The sequence below is a fragment of the Pseudomonas sp. F007 genome (assembly GCF_057814275.1).
On the sequence record NZ_JBVATA010000010.1, the window covers coordinates 286971 to 300273 of the forward strand.

A 13303-nucleotide genomic window follows, 5' to 3' on the forward strand; every position below is an offset into this window, starting at 1 on the left:
CGGGCTCATTCGGGAAAGCGGATACGCAATTGCGCGCTGGTGGGCACGGCCTGGCAGGCGAGAATCCAGCCTTCGGCCAGCTCGCCGCTGTCCAGGGCATCGTTGAGCAGCATCTCGACGTCGCCGCTGTCGAGGGTACACATGCACGAGGCACAGCCACCGACCCGGCAGGCGCTGGGCGGTTTGAGGCCGGCGCGCTCCATGGCAGCGAGCACGGTTTCGCCGCTGTCGCAGGGCAGCTCGAAATCCTCGCCATCCAGGCGCACCGCCAACTGCGCGGCTACCGCGGCCTCGCTGCTGCTCACCGGCAACTGCTCGCCTTCGCCGGGCAACGAGACGAAGCGTTCGACATGCACCCGGCGCTCCGGCATGCCGAGGCTTTTCAGGGCGCTGACGCTGGCGTCCATGAAGGGTCCCGGGCCGCAGATAAAGGCTTGGGCATCAATGAACGGCCGCGCCAGTTCCGCCAGTTGGCCAACGCTGGGAATGCCCTGCACCGAGTCCAGCCAGTGCACCACTTGCAGGCGCTGGGGATGGACGCTGGCGAGGAACTTCAATTCCTCCTTGAAAATCACCGAGGCTTCGTCGCGGTTGGCGTAGATCAACAGCACGCGGCCGCTGCCGGCAAGCAACGCCGAACGCAGGATCGACAGCACCGGCGTCACCCCGCTGCCGCCACCGAACAACAGCAGATCGCCGTCCAGATTGCGCGGCACGAAGACCCCGGCCGGTGGCAGGACTTCGAGGATCTGGCCCTCCTGCAGCTCACGGCACAGCCAGTTCGAGGCGCGTCCGTCCTGCACGCGCTTGATGGTGACGCGCAACGGTTCATCGAGCAGCGGCGTGCTCGACAACGAATAACAGCGCGGCAGCCAGCCGCCCTCGTAGGGCACGCGCAAGGTCAGGAACTGTCCGGGTTGATAGCGAAAACGTTCGCCCAGGTGCTCGGGCACGTCGAACACCACCGAGCAGGCGTCGGCGGTTTCCTCGATCACTTGCGCCACGCGCAGGGGAAGATAATGGTTCATAGCTCAGGTACTCATGACCACCGGCCCGTACGACACGGGCCGGTGTAAACCCAATGGGGTCAAACCGCCGCGCGGGCTTCAGACATAAGGGTCGGGGTTGGGCAGGCCGAGCATCACCGCGCCGTAGCTGCGCCCGTAGGCCATGTAATTGTTGGCGATATGCCCACGGGCCTGGTGCAGGTCACGGAACAGCCGCGCCACCGGGTTGGTGTTGTACAGGCCGGAGGCCGCCATGCTGCGCAACAGGTCGTTGGTACGTTCGGCGCAGATGTTGGTGACGTAGGCCGACTGGTAGCGGTACAGCAGGCGAGTCTCGGTATCCGGGTAGTCGCCGGCGCGGGCCAGGTCCATCAGGTGCTGGTAGTTGCGCTCGAGCACCAGCCGCAGGCTGTCGACCGTAATGATCGCCTCGGCCACCGCGGTTTGCGCCACCGGATCGTCGGCGGTGCGCGCGCCATGTTTGCCGATGTGCTTGGCGGCGTTGTCGCGGAACTCGTTGATCGCCCCTTGCAGGGCGCCGATGGCCGAGGTCGAGACCGCACGGGAGAACACCTGGGCGAACGGGATCGCGTAGATCGGGTTGGTATTGACCAGGCGTCCAGGGGTCGCTTCGAGGGTCCAGTTATTGGTGCGCTGTACGCGATGAGCCGGGACGAATACGTCTTCGACCACGATGTCATGGCTGCCGGTGCCGCGCAGGCCCATCACATCCCAGTTGCGTTCGATGCGGTAGTCACTGCTCGGCAGCAGGAAGGTGCCGTGCTCGGCCGCCATTTCGCCGTCCGGTGGCAGGATGCCGCCGAGGAACACCCACTGGCAGTGCTCGCTGCCGCTGGAGAAACCCCAGCGCCCGCTGATCCGGTAACCGCCTTCGACCACCGTGACCTGGGCTGCCGGCATATAGGTCGAGCAGATCAGCGCGCTGTGGTCTTCGCCCCAGACTTCACGCTGGGTTTCGATCGGGTAGCGCGCCAGTTGCCAGGGGTGCACGCCCATCACGCCGTAGATCCAGGCGGTGGACATGCAGCCCTCGGCGAGGATGGTCTGGATTTCGAAGAAGGTCCGCGGATCCACTTCATAACCGCCGAACAAGCGTGGCTGCAGGGCCCGCAGCAATCCGGCGGACTGCAATTCGAGGACGCTTTCCACCGGCACTTTCAAATCCTTGTCGGCCTGCGCCGTGCGCGCCTTGAGCATCGGCACCAGGCGCCGTGCACGGTCCAGCAGATCACACTCGTCCTGGGTCTTTTCTCGCAAGCTGTGCATCACTCAATTCTCCCGATCTCACTGCGCCACTGCGCGAGTTGAGGAGGATCATCGGGTTGCAAGGGGATTCGTTCATCGTCAAAGCGGACTAGTAGGAGCTGGCTTGCCAGCGAAGACAAATCTTCATTCAACATCTGTGTTGAATTCGAAGACCCTTTCGCTGGCAAGCCAGCTCCTACAGTTTGGACGGCGATGCAGCTGGATGACGCAGCCCCTGTGGGAGCGAGCCTGCTCGCGAAGCTCGTCAACGATGACGCAGTTGTCCTGGATGTACGCGGAGGCCTCAGGGTTTTCGCTGGCAAGCCAGCTCCTACGGTTTGAACGGCGGAGCAGCAGGTTCACGCAATCCCCGACACCACCGCTAGTCCATTAAGACGATGCCCTTCCCTCCCGCCACAGCGATATTGAGCCCATCAACCACCGACCCCACGGAGCAAGGGCCCATGAGTATTTTGCAGCGTTTCCAGATGCCCGGCAGCGTCGCCATCGTCACCGGCAGCGGCCGGGGGATCGGTCGGGCGATTGCCCTGGCGTATGCCGAGGCCGGTGCCGATGTGGTGTGCTCGGCGCGGTCGCTGGCCGAGGTCGAGGCGGTCGCCGAAGAGGTTCGCGGCCTCGGCCGACGCGCGTTGGCCATTGCCTGTGACGTCAACGATGCCGGACAACGCGAGGCCCTGGTGCGCCAGAGCGTCGAACAGCTGGGCCGCATCACCCACCTGGTCAACAACGTCGGCGGTGGTGGACCCAACGACCCGCTGAGCATGACCCCCGAACAATTCGCCCAGGTGCTGACCTTCAACGTCGCCACCAGCTACGCCTTCTGCCAACTGTGCGTGCCGCTGATGCGCGACGCCGGCGGGGGCAACATCATCAACATCAGCTCGGTGGCCGCGCGCTACGCCCAGCGCCATTTCAGCGCCTACGGCAGCGCCAAGGCCGCCCTCAGCCACCTGACCCGCCTGCTGGCCCAGGACTTCGCGCCACAGATCCGGGTCAACGCCGTGGCCCCCGGCCCGACCTTGACCGAAGCGCTCAATGGCGTGATGCCCGATGCCATGCGCGAAGTCATGGAAAACAACACCCCGCTCAAATGCCTCGGCAGCCCGCAGGACATCGCCGCCGCCGCGCTCTACCTGGCCAGCCCGGCGTCGGCCTGGGTCACCGGCAAGGTCATCGATGTCGATGGCGGCGCCGATTCGTCGGTCTGGCCCGGCTAACGCACTCCTTTGGGCCCGCCTCTGACACTGTTGGGGCGGGCTTTTTTTTTCAATCCCCTGGAGCCCTCGCCATGGACGCCCACCTGATCAACGCGCTTGGCGCCGAACTGTTCAACGCCCTGCGCAACCGCCAGACCCTGGCCCCCCTGACCCAGCGCTACCCAAGCATCACCCTGGAGCAGGCCTACCAGATTTCCCTGCAGTTCCTGCAACGCCGCGAAGCCCTCGGCGAGCGCGTGATCGGCAAGAAAATCGGGGTCACCAGCCGCGCCGTGCAAGAGATGCTCGACGTCCACCAACCGGACTTCGGCTTCCTCACCAACGCCATGCAGGTCGAGGACGGCAGCGATGTCAGCCTGGCCCGCTACAACCTGATCCAGCCACGGGCCGAAGGCGAGATCGCGTTCATCCTCGGCGAAGATCTGCAGGGCCCGGGCATCAGCGCCGAAGACGTGCTGGCCGCCAGCCAATGGGTCGCCCCATGCTTTGAAATCGTCGATTCGCGGATCACCGACTGGCAGATCCGCATCCAGGACACCGTGGCCGACAACGCCTCGTGCGGGGTGTTCGCCCTCGGCAGCCAGCGCATCGATCCACGCTCGCTGGACCTCGCCGCCGTGCACATGCAACTGCTGAAAAACGGCGAGCCGGCAGGCTCAGGCCTCGGCTCGGCCGTACAGGGCCACCCTTGCGCAGCGGTGGCCTGGCTGGCCAATACCCTGGGCGAACTGGGCATTCCGTTCCGCCGTGGCGAAATCATTCTCTCCGGCGCCCTCGCGCCCCTGGTGCCGGTGGTCGCGGGCGACCGCATCACCTTGAGCATGAGCGGTCTCGGCGCAACCAGCCTGCGATTTGTCCCGTGACCTCTTCACCTTCCTGGAGCCAAACACCATGAGCAAAAAAATCAAATGCGCGCTGATCGGGCCGGGCAACATCGGCACCGACCTGCTGTACAAACTGATGCGCAGCGACGTGCTGGAGCCGGTGTGGATGGTCGGTATCGACGCCACCTCCGAAGGCCTGGCCCGGGCCCGCGAACTGGGCCTGAAAACCACCGCCGACGGTGTTGACGGCCTGCTGCCCCACGTCCTCGAAGACCAGATCCAGATCGCCTTCGACGCCACCTCGGCCTATGTGCATGCGCAAAACTCGCGCAAGCTCAACGCCCTCGGCGTGTTGATGATCGACCTGACGCCGGCGGCCATCGGCCCGTATTGCGTACCCCCGGTGAATCTCAAGGCACAACTGGGCCTGGGGGTGATGAACGTCAATATGGTCACCTGCGGTGGCCAGGCGACCATCCCGCTGGTGGCCGCTGTGTCCAGTGTGCAGCCAGTGGAATACGCGGAAATCATCGCCACCGCCGCCTCCAAATCGGTAGGTCCTGGCACCCGCAAGAACATCGACGAATTCACCCGCACCACCTCCAGCGCCGTGGAAAAGGTCGGCGGTGCGAAGAAAGGCAAGGCGATCATTATCATCAACCCCGCCGAGCCGCCGTTGATCATGCGCGACACGGTGCACTGCCTGACCGAAAGCGAGCCTGACCAGCCGGCAATCACCGCTGCGATCGAAGCGATGATCGCCCAGGTGCAGCGCTATGTGCCCGGCTACAAGCTGGTCAACGGTCCGGTGTTCGACGGCAACCGGGTGTCGATCTTCATGGAGGTCGAAGGCTTGGGTGACTACCTGCCGAAGTACGCCGGCAACCTCGACATCATGACCGCCGCCGCCGCGCGCACCGCCGAGATGTTTGCCGAGGAAATCCTCAAGGGCGAACTGGTCCTGCAAGCCACCGCCCAACCCGCCCACGCATAAGGAGCCGACCATGGATCTTCGCGGCAAAAGCATCACCGTTCACGACATGTGCCTGCGCGACGGCATGCACCCCAAGCGCCACCAGATCAGCCTGCAACAGATGAAAGACATCGCCTGCGGCCTCGACGCCGCCGGCGTACCGCTGATCGAAGTGACCCACGGCGACGGCCTCGGCGGCAGCTCGGTGAACTACGGTTTCCCGGCGCACACCGACGAGGAATATCTGTCGGCGGTGATTCCACTGATGAAGAAGGCCAAGGTTTCGGCGCTTCTGTTGCCGGGCATTGGCACTGTCGATCATTTGAAAATGGCCCATGAGCTGGGAGTCAACACGATCCGCGTCGCCACCCATTGCACCGAGGCGGATGTCAGCGAACAGCATATCTCCCATGCGCGCAACCTGGGCATGGACACCGTCGGCTTCCTGATGATGGCCCACATGAACAGCCCCGAAGGCCTGGTCCGACAGGGTCTGCTGATGGAGAGCTATGGCGCCAACTGCATCTACCTGACCGACTCCGCCGGCTACCTGCTGCCCCACGACGTCAGCGCCCGCGTGGCGGCGATGCGCGCCGCCCTCAAGCCGGAGACCGAGATTGGTTTCCACGGGCATCACAACCTGTCGATGGGCGTGTCCAACTCGATCGCCGCGATTGCCGCCGGGGCCAACCGCATCGATGCGGCCTGCGCGGGCCTGGGCGCCGGTGCCGGCAATACGCCGATGGAAGTGCTGGTGGCGGTGTGTGACCGCATGGGCATCGACACCGGCGTCAGCGTGTTCGGCATCCAGGACGTGGCCGAGGACCTGGTGGTGCCGATCATGGACTTCCCGATCCGCAGCGACCGCGACGCCCTGACCATGGGCTATGCCGGGGTCTATGGCTCATTCCTGCTGTTCGCCAAGCGCGCCGAGAAGAAATACGGTGTATCGGCCCGGGAGATCCTGGTGGAAATGGGCCGACGCGGCATGGTTGGCGGCCAGGAAGACATGATCGAAGACACCGCCATGACCCTGGCCAGGCAGCGTCGGCAGGCATAAGAGGAAATCCTCTGTGGGATCTGTGTCCGCCGCAGATCTTCTGTGGGACCAGCCCGGGCGGCGTTCCGTTGCTCGGGATGAGGCCGGCACATGTGACACGGGCATCGCCTGACACGCCGCCTTCGCTGGCAAGCCAGCTCCTACAGAGGCGGTCGAACGCAAATTCTGTGTTCACCATCAATCCCTGTAGGACCGAGCCTGCTCGGGATGGCGGCGGTACATCCAGCCTGTGCATCGCCTGACACACCGCCTTCGCGAGCGGGCTCGCTCCCACAGTTTGGATCGCGGTCGAACGCAAAATCTGTGTCCACCGCAGATCCCCTGTGGGACCGAGCCTGCTCGGGATGGCGGCGGTACATCCAGCCTGTGCATCGCCTGACACACCGCCTTCGCTGGCAAGCCAGCTCCTACAGAGGGATCACCACAACGGCAGGCTGTAGCTGACGATCAAACGGTTCTCGTCGATGTCGCTGGCGAAGCTGCTGCGGTAGCTCGCGTTACGCCATTTGATGCCGACGTTTTTCAGCGCGCCGCTCTGGATCACGTAGCCGATGTCGGTGTTGCGTTCCCACTCCTTGCCGTCCCCCGGTGCAGCGCCGAGGTTGACCTGGTCGCCCTTGACGTAACGGGTCATGAAGGTCAGACCCGGGATGCCGACGCCGGCGAAGTTGAAGTCGTAGCGGGCCTGGAAGGAGCGTTCGTCCTGGTTGGCGAAGTCGTTGATCTGCACCAGGTTGACCAGGTACGGGTCGGCGCCGTTGACGTTGGCGAAGCCGGTGTCACCGCTCATTTTCTGGTAGGTCAGGCCAAAGGCGTGGGCGCCCAGGGCGTAGGTGAACATCGCGCCGAGCATGCGGTTGTCGACGTTGCTGTTGCCGTCATCGGTGGCGCTGGACCAGCGCAGGTCGGACTTCAGCGACTGACCCTCGGCCACTGGCAAGGTATGGCTCAGGGTCAGGAAGTGCTGCTTGTACAGATCCTCCAGGTGAGCGTAGTGATAGCCGGTGGTGAGGCCGTTGCTCCACTTGTAGTCACCGCCGATGAAATCGAACTGGTCGGTGGTCGCATTGGCCCCGGTGACGATGTTGCGCCGCGGCCCCTTCATGACCGTCATGTCTTCACGGTTGCTGGAGTTGCGCTGGCTGACCTGGGTCAGGCGCCCGCCGTTGAAGGTCAGGTTGTCCAGGTCCATGGAGGTCAACTGACCGCCTTCGAAAGTCTGTGGCAACAGGCGCGTATCGTTGGGCACCAGCACCGGCAGCTTGGGCATCAGCGTACCGACCTTCAAGGTCGACTTGGACACCCGCACCTTGCCGGTCACACCCAGTTCACTGTAGTTATCCGGGGCGCGTTTGGACGTCGGTCCCTGGGGTAGCAAGCCGGTAACGCCGGCGCGATCCGGGCTGGAATCGAGCTTGATCCCGAGCAAGCCCTGGGCATCGACACCAAACCCCACGGTGCCCTCGGTGAACCCCGACTCCATCTTCAGGATGAAACCCTGGGCCCACTCCTCGCCCTTGCTTTGCGGTGCGTTGGCCTGGCGAAAATCGCGGTTCATGTAAAAGTTGCGCATCTCCACACCGGCCTTGCTGTCGCTGATGAAATCGGCGGACGCCGGGGCGCAGACACCGATGACCCCGGCCATACCGGATAACTGGGCAATGCGAACAGATCGTTTGACGTACATAAGGCTCTCTTTTTTTTGTTGTGGTGCAGCACACCCACGCACCCTGCGTGGGCTCCCTACCGCGGCAAATCAGGTTCTAGAAATTGCGCCGGCTGAGCTTGAGCACCCAGCCGACGATGCCGACCCGGAACAGCAGCACGCACAGGACAAAAATCATCCCGAGGATCACGTGCACCCATTCCCCCAGCGGGCCGTTGGACAGGTAGCTCTGCAGGGTCACGACCACTGTGGCGCCCACCAGCGGACCGAGGATGGTGCCGACGCCGCCGAGCAGGGTCATCAGGATCACCTCGCCGGACATGTGCCAGTGCGCGTCGGTGAGCGATGCCAGCTGGAACACCACAGTCTTGGTCGAACCAGCGAGGCCGGTCAGCGCCGCCGAGATGACGAACGCCAGCAGCTTGTGCGCATCGACGTTGTAGCCGAGGGAAATCGCCCGGGGTTCGTTCTCGCGAATCGCCTTGAGCACCTGGCCGTAGGGCGAGTGGATGGTGCGCTGGATCACCGCGAAGCCGAACACGAACACCGCCAGCACGAAGTAGTACATGGTCAGGTTGCTGCTCAGGTCCAACAACCCGAACAACTTGCCACGCGGCACCCCGTGCAGGCCGTTTTCGCCGCCGGTGAACGGTGCCTGGACGTAGAGAAAGAACACCAGCTGCGCCAACGCCAGGGTAATCATCGCGAAGTAGATGCCCTGGCGCCGGATCGCCAACAAGCCAAACACCAGCCCCATCAGCGCCGAGCTCAAGGTGCCGAGGATGATCCCCAGGCCGGTGTCGAGGCCGCTGTACTGGGTCAGCAGATAGCCGGTGACGTAGCCACCGGTGGCGAGAAACGCCGCATGCCCGAAGGACAGCAGGCCGGCGTAACCCAGCAGCAGGTTGAAGGCGCAGGCGAACAGCGCGAAACACAGTAACTTCATCAGGAACACCGGGTAGATCGCCGCCGGCGCCACCAGTGCCACGGCGAACAGTGCCAGGTAGAAGCCACGCTTGCGCCGGGTTGCCGCCTTTTGCCGTTCCAGCACCACTTGCGGTGGCTGGCGTACGGCCTCTGGTTTGATCTGCAGACTTGTCATCTTATGCCTCCTTTCCGAACAGGCCTGCCGGACGCACCAGCAGCACCAGCACCATCACCAGGAACACCACGGTGTTGGCCGCTTCTGGATAAAACACCTTGGTCAGCCCTTCGATCAGGCCCATGGCCAGACCGGTGACGATGGCGCCCATGATCGAGCCCATGCCGCCAATCACCACCACCGCAAACACCACGATCAGCAGGTTGGCGCCCATGGTCGGGGTCACCGAATAGATCGGTGCCGCGAGCACGCCGGCAAAGGCCGCAAGGGCTGCGCCGTAGCCATAGGTCAGGGTGATCAGCAGCGGCACATTGATGCCGAAGGCCTGCATCAGCTTCGGGTTCTCGGTGCCGGCGCGCAGGTAGGAGCCGAGCCGGGTGCGTTCGATCATGTACCAGGTGACCAGGCACACCGCCAACGCAGCGACGATCACCCAGGCGCGATAGGTCGGCAGGAACATGAAGCCGAGGTTGTAGCCGCCCTTCAGTTGTTCGGGCATCGGGTAGGCCGAGCCGGACACGCCGAACAGCTTGACGAACGAGCCTTCGAGGATCAGTGCCAGGCCGAAGGTCAGCAGCAGGCCGTAGAGGTGATCCTCACCGGCGATACGCCGCAGCAGGTAACGCTCGATCAGCACGCCGACCGCCCCCACCAGCAGCGGCGCCAGGACCAGCGCCATCCAGTAGTTGACGCCCAGCCAGTTCAGCGCCATCACCGCGGTGAACGCGCCGAGCATGTACTGCGCGCCGTGGGCAAAGTTGATGATGCGCAACAGCCCGAAAATGATCGCCAGGCCGAGGCTGAGCAAGGCATAGAATGCGCCGTTGATCAGGCCCAGGAGCAACTGCCCGGACATCACCGCCAGGGGAATACCGAATATCAAAGTCATGATTCACCACCCACAGAAAGACCCTGATGCCCGGCAACCCAGCCGCCGGGCACGCGCTATCAGTCATGCATCGGTCAGTTTTGGCTGAGCAGCTTGCACTTGCTCTCGGCCACCGGGCGGTAGGCCTCGTCGCCGGGGATGGTGCGCACAATCTTGTACAGGTCCCACTCGCCCTTGGACTCGGCCGGGGTCTTGACCTGCGCCAGGTACATGTCGTGGACCATGCGTCCATCGGCGCGGATCTTGCCGTTCTTGGCGAACATGTCGTTGACCGGGGTCGCCATCATCTGCGCCCGCACGGTTTGCGCTTCGTCACTGCCGGTGGCCTTGATCGCGTTGAGGTAGTTCATGGTCGCCGAGTAGATCCCCGCCGGCACCATGCCCGGCATCTTGCCGGTGCGCTTGTGGTAACGCTCGGCCCAGGCGCGGCTCTCGTCGTTCATGTCCCAGTACCAACCGGTGGTCAGCATCAGGCCCTGGGTCACGTCCAGGCCCATGGCGTGGATGTCGTTGAGAAACACCACCATGCCCGCCTGCTTCTGCCCGGACTGGGCGACGCCGAACTGGTTGGCGGTCTTCAGCGAATTGACGGTGTCGGAGCCGGCGTTGGCGAAGGCGATCACCTCGGCACCGGAACCCTGGGCCTGGAGGATGTAGGAGGAAAAGTCGTTGGTGGGGAACGGGTGGCGTACCTTGCCCACGACCTTGCCGCCATCGGCTTCGACGACCTTGGTGATGTCCGCTTCCATCGCATGGCCGAAGGCATAGTCGGCGGTGATGATGAACCAGCTCTTGCCGCCGTCGGCCAGCACCGACTTGGCCGTACCGTTGGCCAGGGCGTAGGAGTCGTAGGTCCAGTGGATGTGGTTGGGCGAACAGAATTCGTTGGTCAGGCTCGACGCCGCCGCGCCGGAAATCAGCGCCAGTTTGCCGGACTGCTCGACCACCTTGCTGGCAGCCAGCACCACGGATGAGGCGACCATGCCGGTGACCATGTCGACGTTACGCTCATCGACCCACTGGCGCACAGTGTTGGCGCCGACGTCGGGCTTGTTCAGGTCGTCGGCGCTGAACACCACGATTTTCTTGCCGTTGACCTGGCCACCGAAATCCTCGACGGCCATGTTCAACGCGTCCAGGCCACCGGGGCCGGACAGGTCGCGGTAAGTGCCCGACATGTCCGCCAGGTAACCGATGCGAATTTCATCGTCGCTGATCTGCGCCTGGGCCGCGCCGGCGATCAGGCTGGAAGCCAGGATGGCGCTTGCTGTTTGCTGAAAAACCTTCATGTAGATCACCCCACTGTCCGAAGTTATTTTTATTGTTCCAGGCAAAGCGGCCCCGTGCCGTCGAGGGGAAAGCCTCGGCGACCTGCATGATGCGCGGGGTAAAACGGCTGTCAGACGCCCAGGCAGCGGTGTAGCAAATCCTGCTTGGCGTCCAGTTCAGCAGCGCTGATCTGTTCCACGATCTGGCCGTGATCCATCAGGTAATGACGGTCGGCCAGGGGCGCGGCAAAACGGAAATTCTGTTCCACCAGAACGATGGTCAGGCCCTTGTTCTTCAGCTTGATCAGCACCTGCCCAAGCTTTTGCACGATCACCGGGGCCAGGCCTTCGGTGATCTCGTCGAGCAGCAGCAGGTTGGCCCCGGTACGCAGGATCCGCGCCATCGCCAGCATCTGCTGTTCACCGCCGGACAGCCGTGTACCCTGGCTGAAACGGCGCTCGTAGAGGTTGGGGAACATCTCGTAGATTTCGTCCAGACTCATGCCGTCGCTGCGCACGTTGGGCGGCAGCAGCAGGTTTTCCTCGACGTTGAGGCTGGCGAAAATGCCCCGTTCTTCCGGGCAGAAACCCACGCCCAAACGTGGGATCAGGTGCGCCGACAGGCCGATGGTTTCGGTGCCGTTGACCATGATAGAGCCGGTGCGCCGACCGACCATGTTCATGATCGCCCGCAGCGTGGTGGAGCGACCGGAGCCATTGCGCCCGAGCAAGGTCACCAGTTCGCCACGGCGCACTTGCATGTCGATGCCGTGCAGGATGTGCGACTCGCCATAGAACGCATGCAGGTCGGCGATGCGCAGTTGTTCGAATTCAGGGGTGTGCAGACTGCTCATGCGTGAGCCCCTTGCACTGTCGCCTCACTGCCCAGGTACGCCTCGCGCACCTGCGGATGAGCCGACACGCTGGCGTAGTCGCCTTCGGCCAGAATCGCCCCGCGCGCCAGCACGGTGATGCGGTCGGACAGCTCGCTGACCACGCTCAGGTTGTGCTCCACCATCAACACCGTGCGCCCCACCGCCGCACGCCGTACCAATTCGATGACCATGTTCACATCCTCGTACCCCATGCCCTGGGTCGGTTCGTCGAGCAGCAATACGCTGGGGTCCAGCGCCAGGGTGGTGGCCAGTTCCAGCGCGCGTTTGCGGCCGTACGGCAGTTCGATGGTCTGGGTGTGGGCGTAATCGGCCAGGCCCACCTCGTCGAGCATCTGCATGGCGCGCTCGTTGAGCGAATCGAGGCTGCTCTCGGGCTTCCAGAAATGGTAGGAATCACCGCGCTTGCGCTGCAGCGCCACCCGCACGTTTTCCACCACGCTCATGTGGCCGAACACCGCCGAGATCTGGAACGAGCGCACCAGGCCCAGACGCGCAATCTCGTTGGGCTTGAGCCGGGTGATGGTTTTGCCCTGATAGAGGATTTCGCCACGGGTGGGCGGGAGGAATTTGGTAAGCAGGTTGAAAACCGTGGTCTTACCGGCCCCGTTGGGACCGATCAGGGCATGGATATGGCCCTTCTGAACACGCAGATCGACCGAATCGACGGCGGTGAAACCGCGAAACTCCTTGGTCAGGCCGCGGGTTTCCAAGACAAACTCTGGTGACATGTGGAGCCCTCTAACCTTGTTTGTTTTTATTGGTTATGGCGCTGCGAACACACTTGCACTGACGTTTACGCTTACGTAAACGTGACCGAATATACAAAAGTCAGAATCGTCCTACAAGAGTTAAACAGGCAACTTACGACTAAAGTATTTCAAGGTTGAAACATGTGTGAGCAGGAGGCTCTAGACCGGGCATTTACGTGGGTTCGTTGACCCCATACCCCCTCGTAGGAGCTGGCTTGCCAGCGAAAAAACCCGAAATCGCCGCGTACATTCAGACAGTCATCGTCAGCGTTCACGACCTTCGCCAGCAAGCTGGCTCCTACAATGGTCTGCGCCGCTGACAAATATCTGTGAGCACCCAGCCCTCTGTAGGAGCCGGCTTGCCG

General features: G+C 63.4%; 12 protein-coding genes. 4 read left to right on the forward strand and 8 right to left on the reverse strand.

From position 1 onward, the window contains the following. Positions 1–5 precede the first annotated feature (5 nt). Entirely contained in the window at positions 6–1028 is a 1023-nt protein-coding gene (locus ACZYR5_RS25395) for a 2Fe-2S iron-sulfur cluster-binding protein (protein ID WP_489092151.1), read from the reverse strand. 78 nt (positions 1029–1106) lie between these two features. After that, complete coding sequence (locus tag ACZYR5_RS25400) at positions 1107–2294, reverse strand: acyl-CoA dehydrogenase family protein (RefSeq protein ID WP_489092152.1); 1188 nt, start codon at positions 2292–2294, stop codon at positions 1107–1109. 443 nt (positions 2295–2737) lie between these two features. Here ACZYR5_RS25400 and ACZYR5_RS25405 point away from each other — a divergent pair, with 443 nt between their 5' ends. The 4 genes from ACZYR5_RS25405 to dmpG all read left to right on the forward strand — a co-directional run bounded on the left by ACZYR5_RS25405 (position 2738) and on the right by dmpG (position 6368). Continuing rightward, a complete protein-coding gene (locus tag ACZYR5_RS25405; protein ID WP_489092153.1) occupies positions 2738–3511 on the forward strand; it encodes a glucose 1-dehydrogenase in 774 nt (257 codons plus the stop codon). 71 nt (positions 3512–3582) lie between these two features. Next, positions 3583–4374 carry a fumarylacetoacetate hydrolase family protein gene (locus ACZYR5_RS25410; protein WP_489092154.1) on the forward strand — a complete coding sequence of 264 codons (792 nt, stop codon included), beginning with the start codon at positions 3583–3585 and terminating at the stop codon, positions 4372–4374. 28 nt (positions 4375–4402) lie between these two features. After that, positions 4403–5329 (forward strand): acetaldehyde dehydrogenase (acetylating), encoded by a 927-nt coding sequence (locus ACZYR5_RS25415; protein ID WP_489092155.1) that lies wholly within the window; start codon positions 4403–4405, stop codon positions 5327–5329. A gap of 10 nt (positions 5330–5339) precedes the next feature. Next, positions 5340–6368: a 4-hydroxy-2-oxovalerate aldolase gene (gene dmpG, locus ACZYR5_RS25420; protein ID WP_489092156.1), complete on the forward strand. Its 1029-nt coding sequence runs from the start codon at positions 5340–5342 to the stop codon at positions 6366–6368. Positions 6369–6786: 418 nt separating this feature from the next. Here the strand turns inward: dmpG and ACZYR5_RS25425 are convergent, their stop codons facing one another. The 6 genes from ACZYR5_RS25425 to ACZYR5_RS25450 form a co-directional block, all read right to left on the reverse strand. After that, positions 6787–8013 carry an OprD family porin gene (locus ACZYR5_RS25425; RefSeq protein ID WP_489092192.1) on the reverse strand — a complete coding sequence of 409 codons (1227 nt, stop codon included), beginning with the start codon at positions 8011–8013 and terminating at the stop codon, positions 6787–6789. 118 nt (positions 8014–8131) lie between these two features. Continuing rightward, on the reverse strand, positions 8132–9136 hold the full coding sequence (locus tag ACZYR5_RS25430) for a branched-chain amino acid ABC transporter permease (RefSeq protein ID WP_489092157.1): 1005 nt from the start codon (positions 9134–9136) through the stop codon (positions 8132–8134). Between the two features lies 1 nt (position 9137). Further along, the gene (locus tag ACZYR5_RS25435) at positions 9138–10025 is read right to left on the reverse strand and encodes a branched-chain amino acid ABC transporter permease (protein ID WP_489092158.1); all 888 of its coding nucleotides are present in this window, start codon (positions 10023–10025) and stop codon (positions 9138–9140) included. Between the two features lie 74 nt (positions 10026–10099). After that, the gene (locus ACZYR5_RS25440; RefSeq protein WP_489092159.1) at positions 10100–11314 is read right to left on the reverse strand and encodes an ABC transporter substrate-binding protein; all 1215 of its coding nucleotides are present in this window, start codon (positions 11312–11314) and stop codon (positions 10100–10102) included. Between the two features lie 110 nt (positions 11315–11424). Next, positions 11425–12147: an ABC transporter ATP-binding protein gene (locus ACZYR5_RS25445; protein WP_489092160.1), complete on the reverse strand. Its 723-nt coding sequence runs from the start codon at positions 12145–12147 to the stop codon at positions 11425–11427. Continuing rightward, positions 12144–12917, reverse strand: a complete 774-nt coding sequence (locus ACZYR5_RS25450; RefSeq protein ID WP_489092161.1) for an ABC transporter ATP-binding protein — start codon at positions 12915–12917, stop codon at positions 12144–12146. The genes ACZYR5_RS25445 and ACZYR5_RS25450 overlap by 4 nt, the downstream gene beginning before the upstream one ends. Positions 12918–13303 lie beyond the last annotated feature (386 nt).